This is a genomic window from Corynebacterium coyleae (assembly GCF_030408635.1).
Taxonomy (GTDB): Bacteria; Actinomycetota; Actinomycetes; order Mycobacteriales; family Mycobacteriaceae; genus Corynebacterium; species Corynebacterium coyleae.
This window is the reverse complement of sequence record NZ_CP047198.1, coordinates 1,640,173-1,667,071: the sequence shown is the minus strand read 5'-3', so window position 1 is coordinate 1,667,071 and position 26,899 is coordinate 1,640,173. Positions and strand designations below refer to the sequence as shown.

The 26,899-nt window shown below is 61.8% G+C and carries 26 protein-coding genes; 16 read left to right on the top strand and 10 right to left on the bottom strand.

Annotated elements, in window-relative coordinates; genetic code table 11:
• Positions 1–24: 24 nt before the first annotated feature.
• On the bottom strand, positions 25–486 hold the full coding sequence (locus tag CCOY_RS08100; RefSeq protein WP_092100249.1) for a hypothetical protein: 462 nt from the start codon (positions 484–486) through the stop codon (positions 25–27).
• 277 nt (positions 487–763) lie between these two features.
• Here CCOY_RS08100 and ilvA point away from each other — a divergent pair, with 277 nt between their 5' ends.
• Genes ilvA through CCOY_RS08080 form a run of 4 tightly spaced genes read left to right on the top strand, consistent with a single transcriptional unit; the run spans position 764 to position 3,331 of the window.
• On the top strand, positions 764–2,047 hold the full coding sequence (ilvA, locus tag CCOY_RS08095) for a threonine ammonia-lyase IlvA (RefSeq protein ID WP_070570061.1): 1,284 nt from the start codon (positions 764–766) through the stop codon (positions 2,045–2,047).
• Positions 2,048–2,698, top strand: a complete 651-nt coding sequence (locus CCOY_RS08090) for a YigZ family protein (protein ID WP_070450919.1) — start codon at positions 2,048–2,050, stop codon at positions 2,696–2,698.
• Positions 2,699–2,709: 11 nt separating this feature from the next.
• Complete coding sequence (locus CCOY_RS08085) at positions 2,710–2,943, top strand: hypothetical protein (RefSeq protein ID WP_070422217.1); 234 nt, start codon at positions 2,710–2,712, stop codon at positions 2,941–2,943.
• Positions 2,944–2,947: 4 nt separating this feature from the next.
• Positions 2,948–3,331, top strand: coding sequence for an RNA-binding S4 domain-containing protein (locus tag CCOY_RS08080; RefSeq protein WP_070422218.1), 384 nt, complete (start codon positions 2,948–2,950; stop codon positions 3,329–3,331).
• 6 nt (positions 3,332–3,337) lie between these two features.
• On the opposite strand, the gene CCOY_RS08075 is transcribed toward CCOY_RS08080, so the two are convergent.
• The 5 genes from CCOY_RS08075 to CCOY_RS08055 form a co-directional block, all read right to left on the bottom strand.
• Entirely contained in the window at positions 3,338–4,369 is a 1,032-nt protein-coding gene (locus CCOY_RS08075) for a GTP pyrophosphokinase (RefSeq protein WP_070771478.1), read from the bottom strand.
• Between the two features lie 14 nt (positions 4,370–4,383).
• On the bottom strand, positions 4,384–4,935 hold the full coding sequence (locus CCOY_RS08070) for a hypothetical protein (protein ID WP_070450928.1): 552 nt from the start codon (positions 4,933–4,935) through the stop codon (positions 4,384–4,386).
• Positions 4,936–5,038: 103 nt separating this feature from the next.
• On the bottom strand, positions 5,039–6,400 hold the full coding sequence (locus CCOY_RS08065) for an exonuclease domain-containing protein (protein WP_070816316.1): 1,362 nt from the start codon (positions 6,398–6,400) through the stop codon (positions 5,039–5,041).
• Complete coding sequence (gene glgX / locus CCOY_RS08060) at positions 6,401–8,590, bottom strand: glycogen debranching protein GlgX (RefSeq protein ID WP_092100247.1); 2,190 nt, start codon at positions 8,588–8,590, stop codon at positions 6,401–6,403.
• Positions 8,591–8,629: 39 nt separating this feature from the next.
• The gene (locus CCOY_RS08055) at positions 8,630–9,187 is read right to left on the bottom strand and encodes a TetR/AcrR family transcriptional regulator (RefSeq protein ID WP_070483943.1); all 558 of its coding nucleotides are present in this window, start codon (positions 9,185–9,187) and stop codon (positions 8,630–8,632) included.
• 210 nt (positions 9,188–9,397) lie between these two features.
• Here CCOY_RS08055 and CCOY_RS08050 point away from each other — a divergent pair, with 210 nt between their 5' ends.
• From CCOY_RS08050 to CCOY_RS08000, 11 genes are all read left to right on the top strand, one after another.
• Complete coding sequence (locus CCOY_RS08050) at positions 9,398–10,108, top strand: hypothetical protein (RefSeq protein WP_070422224.1); 711 nt, start codon at positions 9,398–9,400, stop codon at positions 10,106–10,108.
• Entirely contained in the window at positions 10,108–10,629 is a 522-nt protein-coding gene (locus CCOY_RS08045; protein WP_141739363.1) for a hypothetical protein, read from the top strand. The genes CCOY_RS08050 and CCOY_RS08045 overlap by 1 nt, the downstream gene beginning before the upstream one ends.
• A gap of 86 nt (positions 10,630–10,715) precedes the next feature.
• Entirely contained in the window at positions 10,716–10,895 is a 180-nt protein-coding gene (locus tag CCOY_RS08040) for a hypothetical protein (protein WP_070422226.1), read from the top strand.
• Position 10,896: 1 nt separating this feature from the next.
• Positions 10,897–12,210, top strand: coding sequence for an MFS transporter (locus CCOY_RS08035; RefSeq protein ID WP_070570048.1), 1,314 nt, complete (start codon positions 10,897–10,899; stop codon positions 12,208–12,210).
• A 27-nt stretch (positions 12,211–12,237) separates the two neighbouring features.
• The gene (locus tag CCOY_RS08030; RefSeq protein ID WP_092100245.1) at positions 12,238–12,891 is read left to right on the top strand and encodes a type 1 glutamine amidotransferase family protein; all 654 of its coding nucleotides are present in this window, start codon (positions 12,238–12,240) and stop codon (positions 12,889–12,891) included.
• Positions 12,884–13,672, top strand: coding sequence for an inositol monophosphatase family protein (locus CCOY_RS08025; protein ID WP_092100243.1), 789 nt, complete (start codon positions 12,884–12,886; stop codon positions 13,670–13,672). The genes CCOY_RS08030 and CCOY_RS08025 overlap by 8 nt, the downstream gene beginning before the upstream one ends.
• 16 nt (positions 13,673–13,688) lie before the next feature.
• Positions 13,689–14,354 (top strand): TIGR02234 family membrane protein, encoded by a 666-nt coding sequence (locus CCOY_RS08020; protein ID WP_070483936.1) that lies wholly within the window; start codon positions 13,689–13,691, stop codon positions 14,352–14,354.
• Positions 14,355–14,393: 39 nt separating this feature from the next.
• Positions 14,394–15,212, top strand: coding sequence for an indole-3-glycerol phosphate synthase TrpC (locus CCOY_RS08015; RefSeq protein ID WP_070422231.1), 819 nt, complete (start codon positions 14,394–14,396; stop codon positions 15,210–15,212).
• An 18-nt stretch (positions 15,213–15,230) separates the two neighbouring features.
• Positions 15,231–16,190 (top strand): prolipoprotein diacylglyceryl transferase, encoded by a 960-nt coding sequence (gene lgt, locus CCOY_RS08010; RefSeq protein ID WP_070422383.1) that lies wholly within the window; start codon positions 15,231–15,233, stop codon positions 16,188–16,190.
• Entirely contained in the window at positions 16,183–17,607 is a 1,425-nt protein-coding gene (gene pyk / locus CCOY_RS08005; RefSeq protein ID WP_092100241.1) for a pyruvate kinase, read from the top strand. The genes lgt and pyk overlap by 8 nt, the downstream gene beginning before the upstream one ends.
• An 18-nt stretch (positions 17,608–17,625) precedes the next feature.
• Positions 17,626–20,043, top strand: a complete 2,418-nt coding sequence (locus tag CCOY_RS08000; RefSeq protein ID WP_092102747.1) for an excinuclease ABC subunit UvrA — start codon at positions 17,626–17,628, stop codon at positions 20,041–20,043.
• Positions 20,044–20,161: 118 nt separating this feature from the next.
• On the opposite strand, the gene CCOY_RS07995 is transcribed toward CCOY_RS08000, so the two are convergent.
• Together CCOY_RS07995 and CCOY_RS07990 are read right to left on the bottom strand one after the other, a co-directional pair.
• The gene (locus tag CCOY_RS07995; RefSeq protein WP_070483933.1) at positions 20,162–20,905 is read right to left on the bottom strand and encodes an aminotransferase class IV; all 744 of its coding nucleotides are present in this window, start codon (positions 20,903–20,905) and stop codon (positions 20,162–20,164) included.
• Positions 20,898–22,742, bottom strand: a complete 1,845-nt coding sequence (locus CCOY_RS07990; RefSeq protein ID WP_092100239.1) for a chorismate-binding protein — start codon at positions 22,740–22,742, stop codon at positions 20,898–20,900. Before CCOY_RS07990 ends, CCOY_RS07995 begins: the two co-directional genes overlap by 8 nt.
• A gap of 29 nt (positions 22,743–22,771) precedes the next feature.
• Here CCOY_RS07990 and CCOY_RS07985 point away from each other — a divergent pair, with 29 nt between their 5' ends.
• Positions 22,772–23,230: a GNAT family N-acetyltransferase gene (locus CCOY_RS07985; RefSeq protein WP_092100238.1), complete on the top strand. Its 459-nt coding sequence runs from the start codon at positions 22,772–22,774 to the stop codon at positions 23,228–23,230.
• Here the strand turns inward: CCOY_RS07985 and CCOY_RS07980 are convergent.
• The gene (locus tag CCOY_RS07980; protein ID WP_092100235.1) at positions 23,227–25,617 is read right to left on the bottom strand and encodes a glycogen/starch/alpha-glucan phosphorylase; all 2,391 of its coding nucleotides are present in this window, start codon (positions 25,615–25,617) and stop codon (positions 23,227–23,229) included. The genes CCOY_RS07985 and CCOY_RS07980 overlap by 4 nt on opposite strands.
• Before the next feature lie 21 nt (positions 25,618–25,638).
• Positions 25,639–26,892, bottom strand: a complete 1,254-nt coding sequence (locus CCOY_RS07975; protein ID WP_070483926.1) for an amidohydrolase — start codon at positions 26,890–26,892, stop codon at positions 25,639–25,641.
• Positions 26,893–26,899 lie beyond the last annotated feature (7 nt).

Below are 26,899 nucleotides of genomic sequence, written 5' to 3'. Positions count from 1 at the left end.
AATATTCCTAGCTGGGGTGGAGGTTTAGAACGGGAGCTTCGGGAGCTGGACCTGCGGCACGTGGACGTGCGGGATGCCCAGGTGGAACTCGCGGTTCAGTGCGTCGATGATCTTGTTGATGCCACGCGGGTCAGAGAACACGATCAGACCGGTGGTCAGAACCGCAGCGAGGGTGCCAGACACTGCGCCGATGATGTGGCCCTGGGAGGAACCGGAAGTCTGCTTCTGGGGAGCCGGCGGGTTGTTGGTCTCGTCCTTGTTGTCCTCGCCCTTGCCCGGCTGCTCGGTCTCGCCCGGCTTGTCGGTTTCGCCCTCGCCCGGCTTGTCGGTCTCGCCCTTGTTGTCCTCGGGCTGGTCAACCGGAGCGGTGGTGTGGGTGTCGGTGGCCTCGTTGCCGGTGTTCTTGGCGTCCTCAGCGTAAGCCGGGGTAACAGCCAGGGTCAGCGCGGTCGCGGCAGCGACCATTGCAGAAGAAATGCGCTTCATTATGAAAAACTCCTATGGAAATCTAGGGGGTTTGTCGCTGTCGACCGTGCGCTCGACAGATCACTCGGAAGAACCTAGCAGGTTCCCAGAAGAAAACATAGTGATATAGGCAATGTTTTCAGTGTTCCCCGCATCGGATTGGCCAACACCTGGAAGTCAGGGGTTTGGTCACGGCGAGCAGTGTACCCCAAATCATCTATATGTCTAAGTCCTGTGGAAGCGGGGTAAATCGAGGTTTGAACAAACTGAAAGCTCGTCGCGCGTACACTGATCGACCATGCGCCCATCTGACACATTCCAAGAGGTCCATGCCGCCGATATCCAGTTCGCGCAGGGAAGGATTTCTTCTGTCATTACTCCGTCGCCGCTGCAGTACTGCCCGCGGCTGTCTCAGCAGTACGGTGCTGAGATTTATCTCAAGCGTGAAGACCTGCAGGATGTGCGTTCGTACAAGATTCGCGGGGCGTACTTTGGCATTTCGCAGCTAACCCCGGAGGAGCGGGAGGCTGGCGTAGTGGCGGCGTCGGCAGGCAATCACGCCCAGGGCGTGGCGTACGCGTGCCGTGCGCTTGGGATTCAGGGCAAGATCTTTGTCCCGAAACCCACCCCGAAGCAGAAGCGTGACCGCATTTTGGTGCACGGCGGTGATGCGATTGAGCTCGTCGTTACGGGCAACACGTTTGACGAGGCTGCCCAGGCTGCGCGCGAAGACGCTGCGGCACGGGGAGCGACGGTGATTGAGCCGTTCGACTCGCGCAATACCGTGGTCGGGCAAGGCACCGTCGCGGCCGAGATCGTCGCGCAATTGTCCAGTATGGGCAAGCAGCTCGACACTGTTCTTGTGCCGGTCGGTGGCGGTGGCCTGATGTCAGGTGTGATGTCGTATGTGGCGGACATGTCGCCATCGACGAGGGTGGTTGGTGTTGAGCCGGTGGGGGCGTCGTCGTTACGCGCTGCGATTGAGGCGGGCGAGCCGGTGACGCTGGAATCTATCGACCCATTCGTAGACGGTGCGGCGGTGAAGCGGATCGGTGACACTCCCTGGCAGGTGTTCCAAGCACACAAAGATCGTGCTGAGGTGTTTTCTTGCGACGAAGGGGCAGTGTGCACGGAGATGCTCTCGCTGTATCAAAACGAAGGCATCATCGCTGAGCCCGCGGGTGCGCTGTCGGTTGCGGGCCTTGCACAAACGACGATTAAGCCAGGCTCGACCGTCGTCTGCATCATCTCTGGGGGCAACAACGATGTGCTGCGCTACGCGGAGGTCATGGAGCGCTCCTTGGTCCACCGCGGGCTGCGTCACTACTTCCTGGTCAACTTCCCCCAAGAGCCAGGACAGCTTCGCATGTTCCTGCGGGAGATCCTGGGTGAGGAAGACGACATCGTCTTGTTTGAGTACCTGAAGAAGAACAACCGCGAAACCGGTGCCGCGCTCGTCGGTATTGAATTGGCGCATGCGGACGACCTTGCCCCGCTTCTGGAGCGCATGGACGGATCGCCGATCGGCTGCCGACGTTTGGAGCCCGGCACGCCGGAGTACGACTTCATCGTTGCAGGTTAAATGGTTACTTCCTACGTCCGACCCAAGGCTGGGGAGACAGCCATCCACGAACTTGAGATCAAGCGTTCGCGGTTTATTACCTGGGTGACGCGCGCCACCACTGAGGAGGAAGCGCGCGAGGTCATCCATGCTGCGCGTGAGGCGTACCCGGATGCGCGCCACCATTGTTCGGCGTTCATCGTTCATGTCGACGACGCACAGCCAATCGAGCGTTCCTCCGACGACGGCGAGCCCTCCGGCACGGCAGGAAAGCCGATGCTTGAGGTGCTCAAAGGATCAGGCATGTCCGACATTGTCGCCGTGGTTATTCGCTACTTCGGTGGCATCAAGCTTGGCACGGGTGGGCTCGTGAGTGCGTACACGAACGCGGTGTCTGAAACACTGCCGAGCGTTGTCACCACCACACGCGCCATGCGTGAGCAAGTTGCCGTGGACCTTCCGCATGCTGAAGCCGGCCGAATCGAAGCAGAACTACGCAACGCTGGGGTGGAAGTCGTAGACGTCGAATACGGAGCTGCCGCCACGTACACGCTCGCGTTCGAACCGGGGGAGCGTGAGCGTATCGACGACCTCCTCGCCGCCGCCACCCAAGGCCAAGCAGAAAGCAAAACGCTCGGACCACGGTGGGTCGAGTTGTCTACTTCGCGCTAGAATTGCATGCCATGACTATGCAGCCGCGCCCAAACAACCCGATCGACCAACGAAAAGCCGCCGTGCGCAAATACTCGCGCGACGCGCTGGTGTGGGCCGGCGGCGGCCTCGCCGGCGGCATCGCGTTCGGTCTGCTGATGCAGTCCTGGACGATTCTGGTGCTTGGGCTCGTCATCGGAGTTGCGGGTGGTTTTGTGAATTGGAACAAAGTCCAAAAGATCGTCAACCACCAGGACCGTTACTAGCGCCTTGATCGAACCGTCAGGCAAAGCCGTCCGTATCGACGCCTGGCTGTGGGCCGTGCGGATCTTCAAAACACGCAGCCAGGCCGCCGAAGCCGTTCGTGCTGGGCACGTCAAGATCGGTGGCAAGGCAGTCAAACCTGCCGTCCAGGTCGTGCCGGGAGACACGGTGCGGGTATGGAAGAACCACCACGAGTACATTCTCGAGGTTACAGCGACGGTGTCGAAGCGCGTTGGCGCACCGGTGGCGCGCACCTGCTACATCGACCACAGTCCGCCGCCACCGCCACGTGAACTTTTCGCGGCACCTCCTGTGCGCGATCGCGGAACTGGGCGCCCCACGAAGAAGGAACGCCGCGAAATCGACCGCCTCATGGGGCGGCGGGACTAAACGCAGCTAATCGATGCTGCCGCGTAGCCGGGCTAGACGGCCGTTGAGCCGCTTGCGGCGCACCTCTGGGCGGTTTCCCGAATCCCAGGTTTTCTCGATGTGTTCGGTGCCGAACCGGTTGAGCAGCAGATCGTCGATAATGCGCACTTGCCCCGGGACGAATGAGTAGTTCATCGAGTTGGAGACAGCCTCGATGTCTGCTGGGTTGGTCAGGTCCGCAACGTCCGAGACAAGCTCAATGCCGTGGGCACGCAGCAACTCGGTGAGGAAGCGGTAGTCGCCCGCGCGTGAGAGCGGAAACTGGCTGCCAAGCAACACGGTCAGAATGCCCGGCAGTGTCTCAGGCGAGATTTCGGTGTCCACGTCGGTGTGCACCTTTTCCTGCGGGTCTGCCAAGGTTGAAATTTGGTCAAACTGCTGATCGGCTAGCTCGATAAGTCCCGCGGCGAGGGTGAACGCGCGGTCCACCTGCGGGTCGAGTTTTTCCGCTGAGCGTTTGTACCTGATGTCGTGCTCAAACTCCGCCCACGCATGCTGCAGCACTGTACGAATCTGCACCTCGAAGACTTGGCCGACGAACTCCTCAAGGCCCTCGGATTGCTCCTCAACACGGACGACAAGGTGGTGCGAGCCGTAGCCGAAGTTGCCGGCGACTCGGGTTTCTTCGGCTTTGTCCACGCTGCGCAACACCTCAAACTCGTCGGCGAGCAGGCGCTGCACTGCAGGGATCTCGGTCGAGTGCAGCACGGTGATACGGGCGCCGATGATGTCTTTGATGTCGTGCCACGGGTCGGGGTAGAGCAACTCACCGTCGCGAGTTTTGCGGGCTTTTTCCTTCAACGAGGTCCAGGACTTTACTCGTGCATCTACGCGGTCGAAATTCACGCCGGCATCGCGCATGAGTTCATGGAGGGCGTGGCGGAAGGTCATCGCCACGTCCTCGTGTGCGTTTACCCAAGCGAAGTAGGTGGAGCCGAGACGTGCGATTGTGTCGTCAGCTTCCTTGTTTCGCTTGGCCGGTTGTTTTGAAGTACTCATGTCGGCGGGTGAGCTTACCCGGAAACTGGCGGATCGTGCATTAGCGGGAAGCCGACCGAGTATGTCATCAGCGCGCCGCGCCCCAGGATGTCGCGGACGTGATGCAGCGGTGCGTCGAAGATAAACAGTTCCTGGTCGTCGCGGGTGGCGTAGACCAGCTCGTGGTGGGGGTCGAGCACCGTCTGGAAATGGCGGTGCATCACCGTAAACGTTTTCGGGTGAGCGAGCCACGCGGTGGGTGGCACACCGTGTCCACCTACCTCTAAACCGGGCGGAAGGCCGGTCTGCTCCAGCGCGGCAGCGGGATTGCGCACCAAAAACTCGACGCCCGTGTCGACGAGCGCCCGCTTCGCCAACCGGTCAGCGGCACCATTCCAGAGCTGGTTCATGCTCGGCGTGAGCTCACCGATTTGTTGGTGGGTCAGCGCCGGACCGTCGTCGACGGTAAAGACACACACCAGGCGCGGTGCAAGGTTGATAAACGCGGTCGAGGCCGAAAAGCCAGGCGTGAGCCAGGAACGTGACGACGACGATGGCGCGACGTCGTCGCGACGCGCCAGCCGCAATTCAATAGCATCTTGGTGGACAGGGCGGGGAAGAGTTTCTACTACGTACATACTCAGTTAGACGTAGCCAACACCGCCCCGGTTCCATCCGAACCAAAACTTTTTACAGACCGAGTACCTTGAGGAGTTTCGGGGCCTGCCAAATCTGAATGTCCTGGCCCTTTTCCTGCAGTTCGCGGGCTCGTTTCTCCTTCGAGGTCACACTCGACCATTCGCCGACAACCAGGATGGTCGTTTTCTTGGTGACGTTCTTGCCCACCTGCGCGCCCTGCTTCGCAATCGCGTCCCACAACTCGCCCTTATCGTGCGGTTCGAACTCACCGGTTAAGGTGACGTGCTCGCCGTACAGAGGAGCGTTCGGGTCGGCTTGAGCATCTGGCTCCGGCACGGTGTCCGGGGTGGCCACCGACTGCCACGGAGCGGGTTTGCGCTCCTTCTTCACCGGCCCGGCCTGGTTGGAACCACGTGGCTCGGCGGTGGCGGCAACGGCAGCAGCGACACCACCTTCGGCGACCTGCTTCGCCTGCACCGCGCGGCCGGCACCGGAGCGGTCGCGGAGGACAGGGGTGACGCGGGCGTCGTCGATCGATCCGAGCGTGAACCCGGTGTCGTGGATGAAGCTCATCAGGCTGCCGGTGTGGCCGGCCTCCCGGGCGAGACCAACCATCACACCGGCGCACGCAGCGGCATCTTCGCAGGCATCGTGGTGGTTGTCCAAGGAAACGCCGAAGTGCTGCGCAAGGGTTGGAAGCTTGTGGTTTGCCACATCCAGCTTGGTAGCGCGGGCCTGTGCCAACGTGCACGCGAACAGCATCTTCGGGACGGCGATGGAGGAGGCCAAGCAAGCATCGCGAAGTGCGGCGGCATCGAACTGTGCGTTGTGCGCGACAAGGGGTAAATCCCCGACAAAGGTGGTCATTTCCGCGATACAGTCGCGCACGTCTGGGGCATCAGTGACATCCTCAGCAGAAATGCCGTGGATAGCAACGTTGCCGGATTCGAACTCGTCTAAACCGGCAGGCGGCTTACATAACCAAGACTTTCGCTCGACCTCTTCGCCGTCGACAATCTTGACCAACCCGATCTGACAGATCGAGCCCCAGCGACGGTTCGCGGTTTCCACATCGAAACCGACGAAGGAGAAGCCAGGAATGCCTGCTCCGCCGTCGGCGGTAGCGGTGGTGGGGGCCTTGCCGTGCTTGGCGTCGTCGAGAAGCGTGCGTAGCTTCTTTGCGCCATCGACGTCTCCCGGTGCGAACCAGACGGTCAGCGGAGCACCGGTGGTGGCAACATCCACTTTGGTCGGCGACCATGCGTCACCTTCGGTGATATCCACGCCGGTGATATCCGCAATACTAACGGTGCGGTCCGAGGAGTCGCCGCGCAGCGAGGCGAGGAGGGCAGTTGGGGTCACGGTGAGGGCGTCGTTGGTCACAGTCAACGTTGCACCATGAGCGGAAATCATTTAGGCGTTGTCTTCCTTTCGGCCCGCTCCAGCGGGCGGTTGCGTACGGCGCAGCACCACGGTCGAGCGCTGGCCGACGGTGACAGTCGAATCCGGACCGATGGGCTGTGCGCCTTCACGGTAGCCGAGGGGGCCAGTCGTATCGACGACGATCTCCCATTCGTCGCCAAACTTTGCGCCGGGAACAGTGAAGTCAATGTCCTCATAATGGGCGTTGAACATGAGAAGGAATGAATCGTCCACGATGCGCTGGCCGCGGCTATCGGGTTCCGCGATCGCTTCGCCATCGAGGTGAACCATAAGTGCACGGCCGAAGGCGGCGTTCCAATCGTCTTGTGTCATGAGACGGCAGTCGGGGGTGAGCCAAGCGATCTCTCGGCCGTGTTCGTCGTCGCCAAGCGCACCGCCCTCGAGGAACCTGCGGCGGCGAAACACCGGATGATCTCGGCGCAAAGCGATGAGCCGACGCGTGAATTCGTGCAGGTCTGCTGCGCTTTCAAGGTTGGACCAGTCCATCCAAGCCGTCTCGTTGTCCTGGCAGTACACGTTGTTGTTACCGCCCTGGGTGCGTGCGATCTCGTCGCCGTGAGCGAGCATCGGGGTGCCCTGAGATAGCAAGAGTGTGGTCAGGAAGTTGCGGCGTTGCCGTGCTCGCAGGTCGAGCACCACAGGGTCGTCCGTGTGGCCCTCCACACCACAGTTCCAGGACCGGTTGTGGTTCTCGCCATCGCGGCTGTCTTCGCCGTTGGCTTCGTTGTGCTTGTCGTTGTAACTGACCAGGTCGTTCAAGGTAAACCCGTCGTGTGCGGTGATGAAGTTGATCGACGCGGTCGGGCGGCGCCCGTTGTGTTGGTACAGGTCCGACGAGCCGGTCAGGCGGGAGGCGAACTCGCCGAGAGTGGAGTCCTCGCCGCGCCAAAAGTCACGCATGGTGTCGCGGTACTTGCCGTTCCACTCGCTCCACAGGGCAGGGAAGTTACCGACCTGGTAGCCGCCTTCGCCCACATCCCACGGCTCGGCGATGAGTTTGACCTGGCTCACCACCGGGTCCTGTTGAACCAAGTCGAAGAAGGTGGCCAGACGGTCCACGTCTGAAAACTCGCGCGCGAGGGTCGAGGCGAGGTCGAAGCGGAACCCGTCGACGTGCATCTCGGTGACCCAGTAGCGCAGCGAATCCATAATCAACTGCAGGGAGTGCGGGTAGCGCACATTCAACGAGTTACCAGTGCCGGTGTAGTCCATATAGAGGAACCGGTTGTCGTCGACAAGCCTGTAATACGCCTCGTTATCAATGCCACGAAACGCAATTGTCGGGCCCATGTGGTTGCCCTCCGCGGTGTGGTTGTATACCACATCCAGGATCACCTCGATGCCGGCCTCGTGGTAGGCGCGCACCATCTGTTTGAACTCGGCCACGGCATCGCCAGGGGCAGAGGAGGAGGCGTAGCTGTGCTCCGGGGCGAAGAAACCGAACGTGTTGTAGCCCCAGTAGTTGCGCAACCCGAGTTTGAGTAGGCGGTCGTCTTGCAAAAATTGGTGCACCGGCAGCAACTCAATCGAGGTCACACCAAGGTCGGTGAGGTAATCCACCATTACCGGGTGCGCCATACCCGCATAGGTGCCGCGCAACTGCTCAGGAATGCCCGGGTGGGTCTGTGTCATGCCCTTGACATGGCACTCGTAGATCACCATCTCCTCATCAGGGATCTTCGGCGCGCGGTCGTCGCCCCAGTCGAAGAACGGGTTGATCACCACCGACAACATCGTGTGGCCGAGCGAGTCTTCTTCATTGCGACCGGTACCAGGTTCTTCTGCGTTGACGTCGTAGGAAAACAGCGAGGAATGCTGATCAAACTCCCCATCAAAGGCGCGCGCGTACGGGTCCACGAGCAGCTTGCTGGGATCGCAACGCTTGCCGTCGGCCGGGTCCCACGGCCCGTGCACGCGGTAGCCATAACGCTGACCTGGGCCAACACCGGGCAGGTAAGCGTGCCAGACATGGTTATCCACCTCGTCGAGGGAGATACGCGTTTCGGCGCCGGTGTCGTCGATAAGACAAAGCTCAACTGCATCAGCAACCCCCGAAAACAGTGCAAAGTTCGTCCCCGCCCCATCAAACGTCGAGCCCAGCGGATGTGCGGAGCCAGGCCAGACTTGCTGCTGCAGATCCGGATGCGTCGTCTCAGTCATGCTGCCCGAGCATAGTGCACCCGCTCGACACTGCCCGGGCTACGAGTGCTGCGCCAAACCGTCCAGCAAAAACTTCACGGCCGCAGCATGCGTCTGCGCAGAATCGTCTTCGTACGTGTCCGAAACACTGCCGGTCGCTTCCGCAAGTTGTGTGCTTGCTTGGTGCACGGCGGCATCCCCAAGCGTCAAATGCAACAGGCCGAGAGCCACAGCACGCATCTCGCTTGACGACGACCCCTCACCCGAATACTCACGCACCGACGCAATAAACAATTCCGACAACTGGGCGCGAACCTCAGCGTCCGGCTGACTCACTGCAGCCACAAGCACCTCTGCGCCATCGCGGATGCCGAGCACCGCTTCCCGCAGCGCGCGACTTAGCTCAGCTGGGTCGGCAACTGGATCGCTCATGAGCGGGCGCACAATATGCTCCGCCAACGACGCGAGCAACTCCTGCTTGTTGGCGATATGCCAGTACAACGCGCCGGGGGCGACGCCCAGCGACGACGCCACACGCCGCATGGAAACATCAGCCAAACCGTACCCAGACAGCAGCTCAAGCGCCGCCTGCGTGATGCGCTCGCGAGACAATTGCATGACACACCACCCTAGACCGAAGTGGCCGAAACATGGGTTTACGTGACTTCACAGGAACCATTCAGAACAATAGTACGGACGTTCAACCGTCAGGTAAGCGTTGCGTTGGTACTCTTTGGGACGAACGTCCCGTCGTGGCGCCAATCCACGCTCAAGACGGTTGCCCGCGTCCAGCGAACGGATGGGGTGAAACTAGGAAGGTAGTCAAAGATGAAGATGAACACTACGTCCGGCATGGCAGCATGCGTAGCTGCAGCAATGCTCGTACTTCCGCTTTCGGCATGCGGATCCTCCGACGAAGGCAAGTCCGGAGGGCTGTCCACCGCTGCTGAGGCTGCTCCGGCCGATACGGCTGTCGAGTCCACGGTGTCCGAGAATGCCGATAAGAGCGAAGGAAAGAAGGACGACGCAAAGAAGGACGAGAAGAAGGCAACCGCCACGACTTCGAAGAAGAAGGAGTCGAAGGAAGAGGGCGGCAACCAGGGCGAGGCGCCGACCCTTGCCAATCCGTTTGAGAACGGCATGCCGGAAAACACCAACCAGCCGCTCGAGGGCGCACAGGAAGGCACCGACGAAGACCGCAAGCAGATGGAAGACACTGCACGTGCTGTGCTGAACCCGGGTTCTTTCGCTGACTGGACCCGCACCATCTTGGACAATTCCTGTAAGGCAGTCGCTGACCCGATGATGGAGGAACTGGAGCGTCAGGGTCTGACCCTTGAGCAGGTTGAAGAGGCGGGCCGCCTTGCTGAGCAGCAGGGCCAGGCGCTCGAGCTGCCGAAGTCCGAGGTCAGCATCTCCGACGTTCGTGTGGACGGTAACCGTGCGTCTGCCAACCTGACTGCAAAGAACGCAAACGGTGAAGAAACCCAGGTCATGATCTTCGAGAAGGAAGACGGCCGCTGGAAGTTCTGCAACTAGTGATGGGATCTGGTGCAGGGCTGCTCGCGCTAGCCCTGCTCCTCGGTATCGCTGGAGGTTTCGCCTGGGGTGGTCTTCGTCCCGCATACGTCGGCGTGATCACAGAAAACGGCGGTATCGGGGTCGACGAAGTGGCAAGCCCTGTGAATGTACAGTTCACAGGGTTTGCGTGGTTTGTGCTGCTGGCACTCCTGCTCGGGGTGGTGCTTGGCGCCGTGGGGTGGCGCAGCGTGCGCCGCGGCAGGGTCGGCGGTTCTGTGTGGTGGATGCTGTGGATCATGACCGTTGCCGTACTCGGCGCGATCTCGATCTACTTGTTTGGTGACTGGTTGAGCCTCAAACTGCACCCCAGGCCTACCCACGATGTCTTGGAAACCGGATCGAGCTTCACGCTTGTCCCGCCGGTTTCGCCGGGGGTCGGGTGGGCTGTTGCGCCGCTGACAGCTGGTCTGGTGTTTTGGATCGGCAACCTGCGCGCCTATGCGCGTGAACCACGCGGGGATGACGACAGCCGTCTGTAAGGCCCCGAACGGCCGGAATCGGACTGCGTCGTTACACTGACGGCGTACACAGCTTGAACGCGCCAATAACGCAGGAGGTTCGCCCAGTGACAGGTGCCGGAAACACATTCTTCATTCTTTTGCTGTTCCTCCTTGCAGGCATCCTCGTCGGTGGAGTGTGGTCGTCGTATCAGAACGGCTCCTCAAGAGCGGTGACTGCCGTCCTCGCGCTTCTTGCAGTTATGGCAGCCCTAGGTGGTGTGCTGATGTTGGTGGAGGTGATGTGAGATGTTCGGAGTTCGGCCCCTTACCCGCGACGAGGTTGATTCGCTAACCAATGTGTGGCGGGCCCGTGGTTTGATCCCGGTGCTCGTCGCCGTTGCATCCGCCTTCGCCGCCTGGTCGCTTCTGTTGCCGGTAGTGCCCACAGCCGTCATCGATGCCGGACAGTCTGCATCCCTTGCCGGGCTGTCCACTGGTGTGTTCATGCTGGCAACAGTGCTCACGCAGGTTTGTACGCCGTGGGCTCTGCGGAGGTTCGGCTACAGCATCATCATGGCAGTGGCCTCAATGCTTCTGGGTATCCCGGCGTTGGGGTACATCATCGGCATGGATGCAGCGCCGCTGCTGACGGTTAGTGCGATTCGTGGCATCGGCTTCGGTGCATTGTCCGTGGCTGAAGCGGCGATTATCGCGGAGCTGGTACCGCTGCGCCTGCTCGGCAGTGCCACGGGAATTTTCGGTGGTGTTGTCGGCCTTGCTCAGATGATTGCGCTGCCATCGGGCTTAGCCCTGGTGGACAGGATTGGGTACGACGCCGTGTATATTATCGCCGCATCGATCGGTGGCATCTCGCTCATTGCCTGTGCGGCGATCCCTGCTATTCCACCACCGGATCCCGAGCCAGAGACCACAAACATGGTCCATGTGCCCATGTGGCATCTGGTGCTCGTGCCGGCACTCGCGTTGATGTTTGTGACCACTGCTTACGGTGCGATCACGAACTTCTTGCCGGTCTCCATGCGTGATCTCGACCCGGCCACGGGTGCCGCGATGGGCGGCGTAATGCTCGGCGTGATGAACTTTGCGTCGATGATCTCGCGCTACACGGCAGGCAAGATCATGGACCGTCGTGGGCAGCCTGGCACCGTGCTCATCCCATGCCAGGTCCTTTGTGCACTCGGCGTGTTGCTCATGGCAGCCATCTTGGCGCTTGAGCTACCGGTTTGGACCATGCTGCTGGCCGCCCTGTGTTACGGCGCAGGCTTCGGCGCGGTGCAAAACGAGGCACTGACCATGATGTTCTACCGCCTGCCGCGCTCGAAGACCTCGGAAGCTTCTGCTATCTGGAACATTGCTTTCGACGGCGGGACGGGCCTGGGTTCTACCTTCTACGGCATGCTCATTGCCACGATGGCGTTCGCGCCGATGTTCGGCATCGCATCCGGTGTCATCGCGATTGGGCTGATTGTCACGTTGCTTGACCGTCAGTTGGGCCGCCACCGTGTGGTGGAAGTTAACAATCTGTCGGCTCGTTTGAAGGCTGTGCAGGCGCCGCGTCGTTATCCGTCGAAGAATAAGAAGCAGCCGAAGAACCAGTAATCGGGGGAGCGGATACACTACGCAACCATGACGAACACCCCGGCAAGCCCGACAGTCGCGGTACTTGATTACTTCGGCAGTGAGACCACCAGCCTTGTCAGTGCTTTGGCGAATGCAGGTGCTGATGCTTTTGCCACCACTGACCCCGACAAGGCTGTGCAGGCAAGCGGTCTTGTCTTGCCTGGTGGGGCATCGTTTGTAGACGCTGCTGCGGCGATCAAGCGCATCAAAGGGGATCGCATCGTAGGCCAGCGTCTGGCAGGGGGTAGGGCACTGCTTGCGGTCGGCACTGGAATGCACGTGCTTTTCGACGACGCCGTGACCGGCAGCCGCACCACACCAGGGCTTGGGGAGTGGCCGGGCCAAGTTGTGGAGGCAGCATTTGAAGCGGGGGAGTACCCCGTCGTGGCGGCAGATGGTTCGAAGCTGCTGGCCGGAATTGTTGGAGACGTGTTCTTCGACGCGCCACAAGCCGTGAAGTCGTTCCCGTTGGCAGAGGATGACTTCATCGCCTACCCGAAACTGTCTTGGGCAGACATCAACGGCGAGCGCATCCTTGCCGCTGTAGAAAATGGGCCATTGTGGGCGATGGCGTTCGACCCAGCCATGTCCGGTGAGGTTGGTGTGAGCGTGCTGGGCAACTGGGTGCAGCAGCTGCAGCCGGAGGTGTCTCATGCATAAGCCGGCGGAGCTGCTTGATGCTGCATTGTGCGCGGTTGATGAGGCGCGTGAGGTATTCGTCGACAAAGTGGGGGCTGCTCCTGCACTGCGCAAGGGGGCCGGCGACTTTGCCACAGAGGCTGATCTGATCATTGAGAAGCTGTTGCGCAAGCGTCTGACGGACACGACTGGCATTGCGGTGTACGGCGAGGAACAAGGCGGGTCGTTTGATCCGGAGGCGTGCTGGGTTGTTGACCCGATCGACGGTACGTCGAACTACTCGTCCGGCAATCCGAACTGCGCCATCCTGTGCACGCTGCTGCTTGGTGGAAAACCGGTCGCAGCGATTACCGATGCGCCGCTGCTGAACATGCGCCTCACCGCGGTCGATGGCGAGCCCGTGCACCTCAACGGCAACGCCTTGCCACCGGTTGGTGCGCTGACTTCCGCTGCGGAGCAGGTCGGGATTGGCTCGTTGGCCTCGGCGGATAGGCAGCGATACCCAGCATCGTTCCGTCTCGACTTGGCAGGCGCACTCACGGATTCGCACCTGCGGCCGCGCATCAGCGGATCGGTCGGCGTTGACCTGGCCTTCGTCGCGCAGGGGATCTACCAGGCTGCGGTCAGTTTTTCCCCGCACATCTGGGATAACGCAGCTGGTGTGTTGTTGGCGCGCAGTGCAGGGGCGAACGCAAGCGCGTTTGATGGTTCGGAATGGACTCCGACCACCGCCGGTGTGGTTATCGGTACACCGCGTGCGCATCGTACTGTGCTCGATGCGATCCAGATGGTTGCAAAGTAGCGGAAGGACGCTTTAGATGAAGAAGAACAAAACCGGTGCACTGCTGCTCGGTGTGGCGGGTGCGGTGATGTGGGGCTTTTCCCGCATGGACTGGGTGACCGCGAAGTACAACGACGACCTCTCCGGCGAAGGTGTAGCAACCATCACCGGCGCGGAGTGGTCCACCGAGATCACCGCAGTGGCGGTGCTGCTGCTCGCCGGTGCGATTGCCGCGTTTGCGTTGCGCAAGGTCGGTCGTCGTGTTATCGGCGGAATTTGCGCGCTCGCCGCCGCTGCTGCTGTCATCCCAGCAGCAGCGCTTCTGGCGCGTGGTGCTGACCATGAGCGTATCCACGCCATCTTGACGGCAGGGGCGGAACAGGCAGCCACGGATACGTCCTCCGCTGCTATTGCGAACTGGGCGGAGATCACCGCCGCCGACGTTGCTGTGGTAGGCCCAGTACTCACGATCGTGGGATGTGTGCTGGGGGTGATTGGCGGTGCGATGCTCGTCGTCAAGCCTGGCGAGGATGCGCCGAAGCAACACAAATACGAGAAGGAAGCTGTGCGCAAAGAAACCATCCGTCACGACCTGAAAGAGGAGCCGGATTCCGGACGCGTGATGTGGGATGCGCTCGACGCGGATATCGACCCGACCGAAACTGGTGACGAGGATTTTCGTCCTACGCAGGGCAACCGCTAACCTATAGCGCTATAGGCCGTATCACCTGGAGGTAGGCGCATGTCGGCACCGAGCGCAGTATCAAACGTTGTCGCTGGTGTGCTCCGTGATGTCGAAAAACGCGAAGCGGTCGTGCCGTTCCAGGAAATCAAGGCCCGCTCGCGCGACATGCCCCCAACCCGCGATGCTAAAGCAGCACTTTTGCGCCACGGCTGCGGGGTCATCGTGGAGATCAAACGCAACTCGCCAGTTTTTGGCCCAACCGCGGTAGGCAGACGCTCGATCGAGTCGGTTGCCCAAGACATCGAGCGCGGTGGCGCCCACCTCATCGCTTGCCAGACAGAGCGGCTGCGTTTCGACGGCTCCCTGGCAGATCTGGCCAACGCCCGCGCAGCCGTAAGCCTGCCGATGGTGTGTCGCGATGTCATCGTCGACCCGTACCAGATCCACGAGGCCCGCTGCTACGGCGCCGACATGCTCCCGCTGCAGGTAGGCATCCTCGAACAGCCGCGCCTGGAGGCACTGCTGGACCGAGTGGAATCGCTGGGCATGGTCGGTGTGGCCGAGGTGCGCACGCCAGCGGAGGCGGATCGGGCCCTTAAGGCCGGCGTGAGTGTGATCGCGGTGAACTCCTGGACCTTTGACACCAACGACCTCAACCGCAACGCCTTTGCGGATATCGCGCCGGGGCTTCCCACCGAAGTGATCAAGATCAGCCTGGGTGGTGTGACCACTCCGCGTGACCTGATGGACGCCGCCGCGTGTGGTGCGGATGCCGTGTTGGCAGCGGAGGCTGTGATGGCGTCTGGCGATGTGTACGAGGCAACCCGCTCTTTGGCGGCCGCGGGACAGCACCCAGCCTGTCCATCGCGGAATTAAACTGGCACACTGTTGGGCGTGCAAACAACACTTCTGGCAAACATTCCTTCCCCGCCGCAGGGGGTGTGGCAGCTCGGACCGATTCCGATTCGTGCCTATGCGCTGTGCATCATGGCGGGCATTGTTGTCGCGCTGTTGATTTCCCTGCGTCGCTACAAGGCCCGCGGTGGTAATCCGGAGACGATCTGGGATGCAGCGATCGTGATTATCCCGACCGGCATTATCGGCGGGCGCCTTTACCACGTGATCACGGATTACGATAAGTACTTCGGTGAGGGCAAGAACCCGTGGAAGGCCTTCGACATCACCTCGGGTGGGTTGGGCATCATCGGCGCAGTCGCGCTGGGAACCCTGTGCGTGTGGGTGATGATGCGCCGCAAGGGCCTTCCGTTCGCGCCACTTGCGGATGCAGTTGCGCCGACGGTGATTCTCGCCCAAGGCATCGGCCGGTTGGGCAATTACTTCAACCAGGAGCTCTATGGGGCCGAAACCAATGTGCCGTGGGCGCTGGATATTTACTACCGCGTCAACGAGGCGGGGGAGTTCGCGCCGCTGACCGGCCGGTCCACCGGTGAGGTGATCGCGAGCGTGCACCCGACGTTCCTCTACGAGCTGATCTGGAACGTTGCGGTGTTCTTCCTGCTCATCTGGATTGACCGCCGCCGGCGCCTTGGCCATGGCAGCGTGTTTTGGCTCTATGTCGCGGGTTATACCCTTGGCCGGTTCTTCATCGAGCTGATGCGTAGCGACGAAGCCACGCTCATCCTCGGCCTGCGCGTCAACACCTGGATGACCGCAATCTTGTTCATCATCGCGGTGGTGATGTTCATGCGCACACCGAAGGGGCGCGAGACCCCGGAAGAGGTCGATCCGGATTACAACGCACCGTCCACGGCAGAAGAGGATAATCCGGAGTACCGTGTTGCGGTGGAAGACACGCGAGAAGCCTACGAAGGTGAGGTTGGAAAACGTGGATAGGAAAACGAAGATCGTTTGTACGCTCGGTCCCGCTGTGGCCAGCAAGGATGCGATCGTGGGGCTCGTGCGCGACGGCATGGATGTTGCGCGCCTGAACTTTTCGCACGGCGATTACCCGGATCACGAGCAGAATTACCGTTGGGTGCGCGAAGCCACCGATGAGACCGGCCATGCGGTCGGCATTTTGGCGGACTTGCAGGGCCCGAAGATTCGCCTTGGCCGCTTTGAAGGCGACGGCAAAACCTACTGGGAGACGGGCGAAACCGTCCGCATCACCGTCGACGATGTCGTGGGTACGCACGACCGTGTGTCTACGACGTACAAGCAGCTGGCCAAGGATGCGAAGCCGGGGGACCGTTTGCTTGTCGACGACGGCAAGGTCGGCCTCGTCTGCACCGACATCGACGGCAACGACGTAGTCTGTCGCGTCACCGAAGGCGGCCCGGTGTCGAACAACAAGGGCGTGTCGCTTCCCGGTATGGACATCTCCGTGCCTGCACTGAGCGAGAAGGACAAGGAAGATCTGCGGTTCGCGCTGAAGCTCGGCGTGGACATTATCGCGTTGTCGTTCGTCCGTTCGCCGTCTGATGTCGATCTCGTGCACGAGATCATGGATGAGGTGGGCCGGCGCGTTCCGGTCGTCGCAAAGCTGGAAAAGCCCGAGGCAGTCGACGCTCTGGAATCCATCATCCTTGCGTTCGACGCCGTGATGGTCGCTCGTGGTGACCTGGGTGTGGAGATCCCGCTCGAGCAGGTGCCGGCTGTGCAGAAGCGTGTGATTCAGATTGCGCGTGAGAATGCGAAGCCGGTGATCGTCGCTACGCAGATGCTCGACTCGATGATTGAGAACTCCCGCCCCACCCGTGCGGAGGCCTCCGACGTAGCCAACGCGGTGCTCGACGGCGCGGATGCCGTGATGCTGTCCGGCGAGACATCCGTCGGCGTGGATCCACACAACGTGGTACGCACCATGAGCCGCATCGTGCGTTCTGCGGAAACGATGGGCAACGTCCCGCCGCTGAACCACATTCCGCGCACCAAGCGTGGCGTGGTGTCCTACTCGGCGAACGACATTGCGCGGCGACTCAACGCGCGTGCCATTGTCACGTTTACGACCTCCGGCGATACTGCACGCCGCGTGGCGCGTCTGCACCCGGACCTGCCACTGCTCGTTTTCACACCGGTGCAGCAGGTGCGTTCGCAATTGGCCATGACCTGGGGTGCGGAGACGTTCCTGTGCGATGAGGTCAACAGCACCGACGAGATGGTCAAAGTTGTGGACAAGCAATTGCTGGCCATGGACCAGTACCACGAAGGCGACACCATGGTGGTCGTTGCAGGCACCCCGCCAGGCGTCGCCGGTACTACCAACACGATCCTCGTGCACCAACTCGGCGAGGACACGCGAAACCCCTAACGCGTTACCCTGGTGGGCATGCCTGAAACACATGCCGGAATCCAAGTACGCGATGCCCACCTACACAACCTGCGCAATGTGGACGTGGATATCCCACGCGGCACTCTCGTTGCGGTGACAGGGGTGTCAGGCTCCGGCAAGTCGTCGCTGGCGTTCGGCACCATCCACGGGGAGGGACAACGGCGCTACCTGGAGTCGGTGGCGCCGTTTGCGCGTCGCCTGATTGGTTCTGCAGTAGACCCGCAGGTCGGCGCGGTTGAGGGACTGCCGCCGACCGTGGCGCTCGAACAGTCCACCTCCGGGGGCGGGGCGCGCTCGACGGTGGGGACGGTCTCGGCGCTGTCCAACAGCATCCGCCTGCTGTACTCGCGCGCTGGCGATAACCCGAAGGGGCTGTACTCCGACTCGTTTTCGCCCAACACGCCGGAAGGCATGTGCCCGACGTGCCAGGGCACAGGTGTCGTGCACGAGCCAACCGAAGAGTCGATGGTGCCGGACCCGACGCTATCCATCGAGGAGGGCGCGATTAAAGCCTGGCCTGGCGCGTGGGCAGGTAAGAACTTCCACGACATTTTGCAGACGCTGGGCTACGACCTCGATTCACCCTGGCAGGATCTGCCGAACAAGGACCGTGACTGGATCCTGTTCACCGACGAGCGCCCCGTGGTGACCGTGAAACCCTTGCGCGGCGCGGACCAGATCCAGCGAAACTACAAAGGCACCTGGCGATCTGTGGCGTCGTATCTGACCAATACACTCGCCGAAACACAGTCCGATACCCTGCGCAAACGCGTGCTGTCCTACATGGAGTCACGCGTCTGCGAGACCTGCCACGGCCGTCGCCTCAACCCGGAAGCACTCAAGGTTACCTATGCTGGCATGCCCATCGACGAGCTCGGCGCCTTGCCTCTCGACCGTGTCTATGAGGTACTCGCGGCACAGAAGCCCTCGGAGGGCTCCGCCGAAGACTTGCTGCTCAAACAGATTTTGCCCGCGGTGCAGTCCGCACTCGACTTGGGCCTTGCGCACTTGAGCCTGGATCGGCCCGCGCCCACGTTGTCCGCGGGTGAGTTGCAGCGCATCCGTTTGTCCTCGCAGCTGCGCTCCGGACTGTTCGGTGTGGCGTATGTGCTCGACGAGCCGTCAGCGGGCCTACACCCGTCCGAGCGCGGTGCGGTGCTGGATATTTGCCGCCGATTCATCGACGCAGGCAATTCCGTTCTCTTGGTGGAACACGACATGGAACTCGTTGCCCAGACTGACTGGCTCGTCGACGTCGGGCCGCTCGCGGGTGAGCGCGGCGGCGAAGTGGTCTATTCCGGCCCCACCAGCGAATACTCCGGCGATGCGCCAACTGCCCGCGCGCTTGCCAACCGCAAGCTCTCGCTTAACGACGACCCCCGCGCCGCAACCGGCGAACTTTCCCTGTCCGGTGTCTCGGCCCGCTCCATCGACGGCCTGGATGTGTCGTTTGGGATGGGGCAGTTCACCGCCGTGGCTGGTGTGTCTGGTTCAGGCAAGTCGACGCTGGTCAGCACCGTTCTCGCCGGTGTCCTTCGCGACGCCGCCTCTACCGTTGTTGATGAAGACGATGAGGTGGGACAGGAGGGCGAGTGGGGCGTCGATAAGCATGATGGCTTTGACGCTGTCACCCGCGTCGTGCAAATTACCCAAAAGCCGATCGGGCGCACCCCGCGGTCAACCCTGGCCACCTACACCGGACTCTTCGACGGCGTGCGCAAACTCTTCGCCGCAACCGACGAAGCAAAGCGACGCAAATGGAGCGTGTCGCGCTTTTCCTACAACGTCAAGCAAGGACAGTGCCCGACCTGCGGCGGTGCCGGCAAGATCGAAGTCGAGCTAGTGTTCCTGCCCGGCTCGTACACCACCTGCCCCGACTGCGGCGGTGCACGCTACAACGACGAAACCCTCGAAGTGACCTGGGAGGGCCTCACCATCGCTCAGGTGCTGGAGTTGACCGTCGACGAAGCCGCGGACGTATTCGCCGACGAACCGAAGATCCTGCGCGCCGTCGAAACTCTGCAAGCCGTGGGGCTGGGTTACCTGCGCCTCGGCCAGGGCGCGCCCGAACTGTCCGGTGGCGAGGCACAGCGCATCAAACTCGCCACCGAGTTGCAGCGCTCCCGCAACTCGCGCCGGGGCTACACCGTGTACCTCCTCGACGAGCCCACCACCGGCCTGCATCCCGCCGACATCTCACTGCTAGTCAAGGAACTCAACAGCCTCGTCGAAGCGGGCCAAACCGTGATCGTGGTCGAGCATGACGTCTCCGTGATCGCGCAGGCGGACCGTGTCATCGAGATGGGCCCCGGCGCTGGCGCCGACGGCGGACAAGTTGTGGCTTCGGGCACCCCGTCAGAGCTCGCAAAGTGCGACACCGCAACAGGGCGCGTGCTCGCCGAGCGGTCGGCATAGTCCCGGGGGCTCGCTGGGTTTCGGACCCGGCGGTGGTGCGACGCTATGCAGCGGCATAGCGTGTTGGCGGTTGTAGAGATTATGCAGCGGCATAGTCCTGGGGACCCACGGTGTTTCGCTATGCCTCGATGTGCCATTCGTGTGTAAAGCCGCCCCACCACCAGTCGCGCCACTCGTTGAAACTTGGGTGGACCGGCGGAGTGATCACATCGCCGCCTACATGCAGTTCGCTGACGGGGCTAATGCCGTGGAGCGAGTTGAGGAACCACAACGGGTGCTTGGCGGCGAGTTCGGGTTTGAGCTGACGGCGCTCCACCCGCATATCTAACTTCTCGGCGCGCGCGACAACCTGGTGCAGTGTGACACTCGGCAGCCACACGCCGTCGGGGATGCACAGCGTGTCGCCGTCCCACATCACCAGCGCGCCGGTGGTTGTTTCCAGCATGGCGCCATGCTTATCGACGACCACCGTGTCGTCCGTTCCCGCCACCTGATACCGGTCGCGATAGGTCCGCAGAGAGCCGAAGTCGGGCCCCTTCACCTCGGGCTGGGTGCGCGGGTCTGGGGCTTGCGTGTAGGTCAGTGAGGTGGTGGGGCGAGGGGATGGGGCGGGGCGGACGTCGAGAAGCAAAAGCCCTGAGGAGAGCGCGATGCGGGGGAAGAGTTCGCCTTCGCTGAGCAGCGGCAGCATCGCGTCGACAAACCCGGCGGGGAGCGGACCGGCGGTGCGAGTGAAGCGCTCGATGTGCAGGCTGAGGCCGTTGGTGCTGCCGGAGGAGTGGCGCCAAGAATCTGCGACGTCGATGGGGCCGTCAAGGAAGTCACGTGGAACAAACGCGCCGTGCCAGGCGTACTTACGCATCCCACGCTCCTAAAACGGACTGGGCCTTCAGGTTGCGCTCGGCGAGCTCAGCGGAAGGGTCGGAGGCGAGTACGATCGCGCCACCTGCACCGACTGTCACAGTGGAGCCGGCGCGTACTGCGGTGCGGATGACCACCGACAGGTCGGCTTGGCCGTCGAACCCGATGTAGCCGAGCGCGCCTGAGTAGACGCCGCGTGGGGAGGTTTCCAGCCGGTCGATGATTTCGCACGTCCGTAGTTTCGGTGCGCCGGTCATGGAACCGGGCGGGAAGGTGGCACGGATGGCGTCGACGGCAGTGGCTCCCTCGCGTAGCTGCCCGGTGATGGTGGAAACCAGTTGGTGCACGGTGGCATACGACTCCACCTGCATCAGACCCGGGACCTGTACGCTGCCGGGTTCGCAGACGCGGGAAAGGTCGTTGCGGAGCAGATCGACGATCATGAGGTTTTCGGCGCGGGTTTTGTCGTCGTGAAGCAATGCGGGGTCCTGATCAGCGGCGATGGTGCCCTTGATCGGCTTGGCCTCCACCTCGCGACCGCGCACAGTGAGGAAGCGCTCGGGTGAGGCGCTGGCGACCTCCACGCCGTCGAAGATCAGGTGTGCGGCGTACGGCGCGGGGTTGTGTTCGCGCAGGCTGGAGTAGATATCGCCGGTCGCTTCGGCGGTGAAAGTGTCGGTTAGACACACCTCGTAACTCTCACCGGCGCGCAGCAGGTCCTGCGCCTGCTCGATGCAGTCGAGGTAGTCGGGGTTGCTCCAGGAACCATTGCTTATCGACGACCCCCGCTCACCGTCCGCCCCATCCAAGGCCTTCTCGAGGCGGTCAAGGAGTGCATCCGTGCCGTCGCCGGCGAGTGCACACAAGTGGGAGATTTCGGCCTCGTGGTCGTAAACGATGAACGATTGCGGGCGCACAAAGTAAGCATCCGGGTACGGCGAGCGGTGGCGCAGCGTGATCGGGAGCGTAAGTTCCGCGCACTCGTAGCCGAGGTACCCAATGACACCGCCGGTAAAGGGCAGGTCAGGCGCGTCGTGGAGAGGGGCGGACAGTTCGCGTTGGAGGGTGTGGAGGATATCGGGGTCGCTACCAAGCGAATAGCGAAACGAGCGCGACAGGGCGCCCGCGGTGTCTCCGAGGATGGAGAAACGCCCGCGGGGGTCGGCGGAATCGAGGAAAAACGCATCGTTGCCGTCGCGATTGATCGCGTTGAAGACGCGCTGGCAGTCGAGTGCGCCGGGCACCTCGCGGTGCAGCAACCGCCAGCCGCCGAGGAAGTTACGCATGATCGCGGCGCCGTGCTCAGTCAGCACCGATTCGGGGTGGAACTGCACACCCCAATGCGGAGCGCCATCGACCTTGAGCGCCTGGATGACGCCGTCTTCGCTGCGAGCGTGCACGGTGACGCCGGGGATTTCCTCGACGTGCAGAGAGTGGTAGCGCACCACCTGAAAACCCTGCGGAATACCAGCGAAAATGCCCTCACCGGAATGGGTAATTGTGGAAACGAACCCGTGGCGAGGCTCCGGAGCACGAGTGACGGAGGCCCCTGCGAGCATCGCCAGACCCTGGTGTCCCAGACACACGCCCAGCAGCGGGACCCCGGAATCGGCGGCAGCCTCAATCACGCGCCGGGACGTACCAAAGTCTTCCTCGCGTTCGGGGGTACCTGGCCCGGGGGAGATCACAACGTGGCTGAACTCGCCGGCGCGCACACGCTGTGGAAGGTCAGCACCCTCGCCAGCAGGCACAACGAGTGGTTCGCGGCCGGCAGCCTCGGCGATGAGGTGGGCGAGGTTGAACGTGTATGAATCGTAATTGTCAATGAGCAGGATCATCGATTCGGAATCGTATAGCGTTGACGCGCATGGACGCCAGCATCCGACAAGCAAGCGCACAAGACGCCATCGCCATTGCCGACATGCACTACCGCTCCCGTGCCCAAGCATTCCGGGGGCATATTGACGACGACGTCCTCGACGATCACGCAGCACTCGAACAACAGTGGGTCGAGTACTTCCGCAACCCGAACGGCCGCGTCGCAATCGCGGAGTTTGACGGAAAGATCATCGGGTTGGCGTACGGCATCCCAGGCGAGCGCACCGAACTTCGCAACCTGTACCTGCTCGAGGACGCAGCAGGGACCGGAGTGGCGCCGAAGCTTCTCGACGCCGTCATCCACCCCGGCGAACCAGCATTCCTCTGGGTGGCAGACTTCAACGACCGCGCCCAGGCCTTCTACACCAAGCAAGGCTTTGCGTTTGATGGTGAGTCGAAAACCCATGAGCGGGACAAGATCACCACCAAACGCATGGTGCGCCACTAGTCGATCGGGGTCGGGCTGATCTTCCAGACCTCGTCGGCATAGTCGCGGATGGTGCGGTCGGAGGAGAACCGGCCCGACTCGCAAATGTTGATCCAGCACTTCCGCGCCCACTCGTCCTGGTCGGCGTAGTAGTCAGCGGCCATACGATCGCGAGTCGCACGGAAATCAGCGAAGTCGCCTAAGACGTAGAAGACGTCGCGCTCGCCGTAGCCGTTGTCGTCGAGAAGCGATGCGCGAATGTCGTGGAAGGCTCCGGTGCCACGGTCATCCAAGGTGCCGTCGACAAGCGCATCGAGCGCGCGCATCAACCCTGGGGTCTGCTCCGCAACCTGGCGCGGGTTGTAGTGCGTCTTCAACTCCGGCAGGTCCTCCTCGCGGGCGCCGAAGATGTAAGCATTGTCCTCGCCGACGGCATCGACGATCTCCACATTCGCCCCGTCCATCGTGCCCAGCGTGAGCGCGCCATTCATCATGAACTTCATGTTCGATGTGCCCGAGGCCTCTTTGCCAGCGGTGGAAATCTGCTCAGAGACATCCGTTGCCGGGATGATCTGCTCGGCGGGGGAGACGTTGTAGTTCTCCACGAACACCACGTGGATGTACTGAGACGCCACGGGGTCATTATTCACCAGCTCAGCGATGGTGTTGATGAGCTTGATGATGCCCTTCGCCGTGACGTAACCCGGGGCCGCCTTCGCACCAAAGATGAACGTGCGCTTCGGAATGTTGTGCTCGCCATCCTTGGTGATCCGGAAGTACAGATCCAGGATGTACAGGGCGTTCATCAACTGGCGCTTGTACTCATGCAGACGCTTGATCTGGGTGTCAAAGATCGAGTCTGGATCGATCACCGCACCCTGGCGGGCACTGATCCACTCGGCGAAGTCACGCTTGTTTGCAGCCTTGATCTCCCGCAACTCGCGCATGACCTCCGGATCGTCCGCGAAGCGGCGTAGTTCCTGCAGCTTGGACAGGTCGGTGACCCACTCGTCCGATCCCGCGAGACGGTCCAGCAACTCAGACAAACGCGGGTTGCACATACGCAGCCAACGGCGAGGGGTCACACCGTTGGTTTTGTTGTTAAAGCGTTCCGGATACAGCCCGTGCCAGAAGCCGAGCGTGTCGCGTTTGATGATCTCCGTGTGAAGCGCAGCCACACCATTGACCGAATAGGAGGCGTAGCAGGCGATCCATGCCATATGGACGTGACCGTCGTGGATCGGGGAGTGGTGGTGCGCCGTTTCTGGATCCACCCCGCGGGCCTCCATATCAAGGCGGTAACGGCGGTCAATCTCTTCCACAATCTCCCAGATGCGCCAGAAGAGCTGCTTGAAGATGGACTCTTCCCAGGTCTCCAGCGCCTCCTGCAGCACCGTGTGGTTGGTGTAGGCAAACGTGTTGGTGGTGACTTCCCAGGCGTCGTCCCAGCCGAGTCCGTGCTCGTCCATAAGCAAACGCATCAGCTCAGGAATGCCGAGCACCGGGTGTGTGTCGTTGAGCTGGATCGAGTTGTACTTGTGGAAGTTGCGCAGGTCGTCGCCGTGGGCGGCGCGGTAGTCGTCGATAAGTTCCTGCAACGATGCAGACACGAAGAAGTATTGCTGACGCACGCGCAGCAACTTGCCGGCGTACGTGGTGTCGTTCGGGTAGAGCACACGCGTGATGTCGTGGACAGCCTCGCGCTCAAGGATCGCGTCGGCAAAGCGCTGAGAATTGAACGCGTCATAGTCGAACTCATCGATCGGGGAAGCGTCCCACAGACGCAGTGTGCCCACATTGTTCGTGCCGTAACCCGTGATCGGCATGTCGTACGGAATTGCGCGCACATCCATGTCGTCGAAATGAACAATGCGCTGCTCAGAGCCACGACGCACGATAAACGGGTAGAACGATTCCTTCCAACGGTCCGGGTGCTCGCGCTGGAAGCCGTCCTCGAACTCCTGGCGGAACAACCCGTAGCGGTACAGCAGGCCATAGCCGGTCAGCGGATAGTCCTGCGTCGCTGCCGAATCCAAGAAGCAGGCGGCGAGGCGGCCGAGCCCGCCATTGCCCAGTGCCGCGTCGTGTTCTGCCTCCAACACGTCGGAGAGCTCGTGGCCCAAATCGCGGGTCACCGCCTCAGCCTTATCGACGAGCCCAAGGTTTGTCAGATTGTTCAGCAGCGCACGGCCCTGCAAAAACTCCGCCGAGAAATACGCAGCGCGACGAGCCTTGCGGTAGGCGTTGCGGGTTTCATCCCAATCGTCGGCGATCTGCTCAACGACAGCGGCCGACAAGCCGGTCCAAAACTTCTTCACTGTCGCGGCTTGCGGCGACTTGCCGGCAAAGCCACGGACATGGCCTGCGATCGTCTGCTCAAATGCGGGTGACTGCTTGGAGAACGTCATGGCGCCCAAGCGTACCGCCAGTTAGCCAGCTAGGTAGGTCAAGACAGCAACTGCGGCCGAGCGTGTGGCAGCAGAAATCGTGGGCTCATAATCCGGCAGGAAGTTCGGCATATGGTTGACCGGAACATCCTCGGCAACCCGATCCTCCTCGACAGCACGATCCCACACGTCGCGCGGGGTGCAACCGATGAGCCAGAAGAGGTACGGCGCCCCAAACGTTTGACCGATGATCGGGAAGTCCTCGGAAACCGTCTTCGGATCGGACGTGACCGAGTCCTCACCGAACACCGCATCGAAGTTCGCGCGCACTGCGGAAAAGACCGCCTCGTCGTTGTCCAACAGTTCGCCGTGAGCAAAGTACTCGATGCCAGCCGTGCCCTCCGCGCCCGAGGCAGCTACCTCGGCATGGACAACACGCTCGATGGCGGCATACACGCGTGCCTTGACCTTGTCGTCGTAGAAACGGCAGTTGAGCACCAACTCCGCAGACCCTGGAATGATATTGATCGCGCGCCCAGCACTCATGCTGCCGACGGTGACCACCGCGAAATCCGCCGGATTGACCTCACGCCCCACAATCGCCTGCAGACGAGCGATAATCATCGCGGCAGTAAACGTGGGATCCACCGAGTTGTGCGGCATCGAACCGTGGGCCGAACGGCCGGGAATGTGCACCCTGATCGAATCACAAGCAGCGAACTGCGGGCCGGGCTTGGACATGACCTCGCCAGCGCGACCAGGCATCACGTGCAGGCCCAACACCACGTCCGGGGTGGGCACCTTCTCAGCCAGGCCGCCATCGGCCATGTCTTGGGCGCCCGCAGCCAGCTCCTCGCCAGGCTGGAACAATGCGATAAACGTGCCCGACCAGTGGTCGCGCGTGTTGTCCATGACGTGGCACAAGCTCAGCAGAGCCGTGGTGTGGATGTCGTGGCCGCAAGCGTGCATCGTGCCGGTCGTGTGCCCATCCGCAGTGGTGACCACCTTGCGGGAAGCAAACGGTACGCCGGTGCGCTCCGTGACCGGAAGGCCATCAAAGTCGGCTCGGTAGAGCGCTGTCGGGCCTTCGCCGTTGCGAAAGACTGCGCAGATGCCGTACTTGCCAATCGGGGCAACAACCTCGCAATCAAGCGGCTTCAACTCATGCAGGATTCGCTGGTAGGTCTCCTCCTCGTGCATGGAGAGCTCCGGGTTAGCGTGCAGTTCCTCGTAGAGTCGGCGCTGCCAGGCTGCATCAACCTGGTAAGTATCCAAGATGTCGGCGATGTTGCTCATAGTCTCG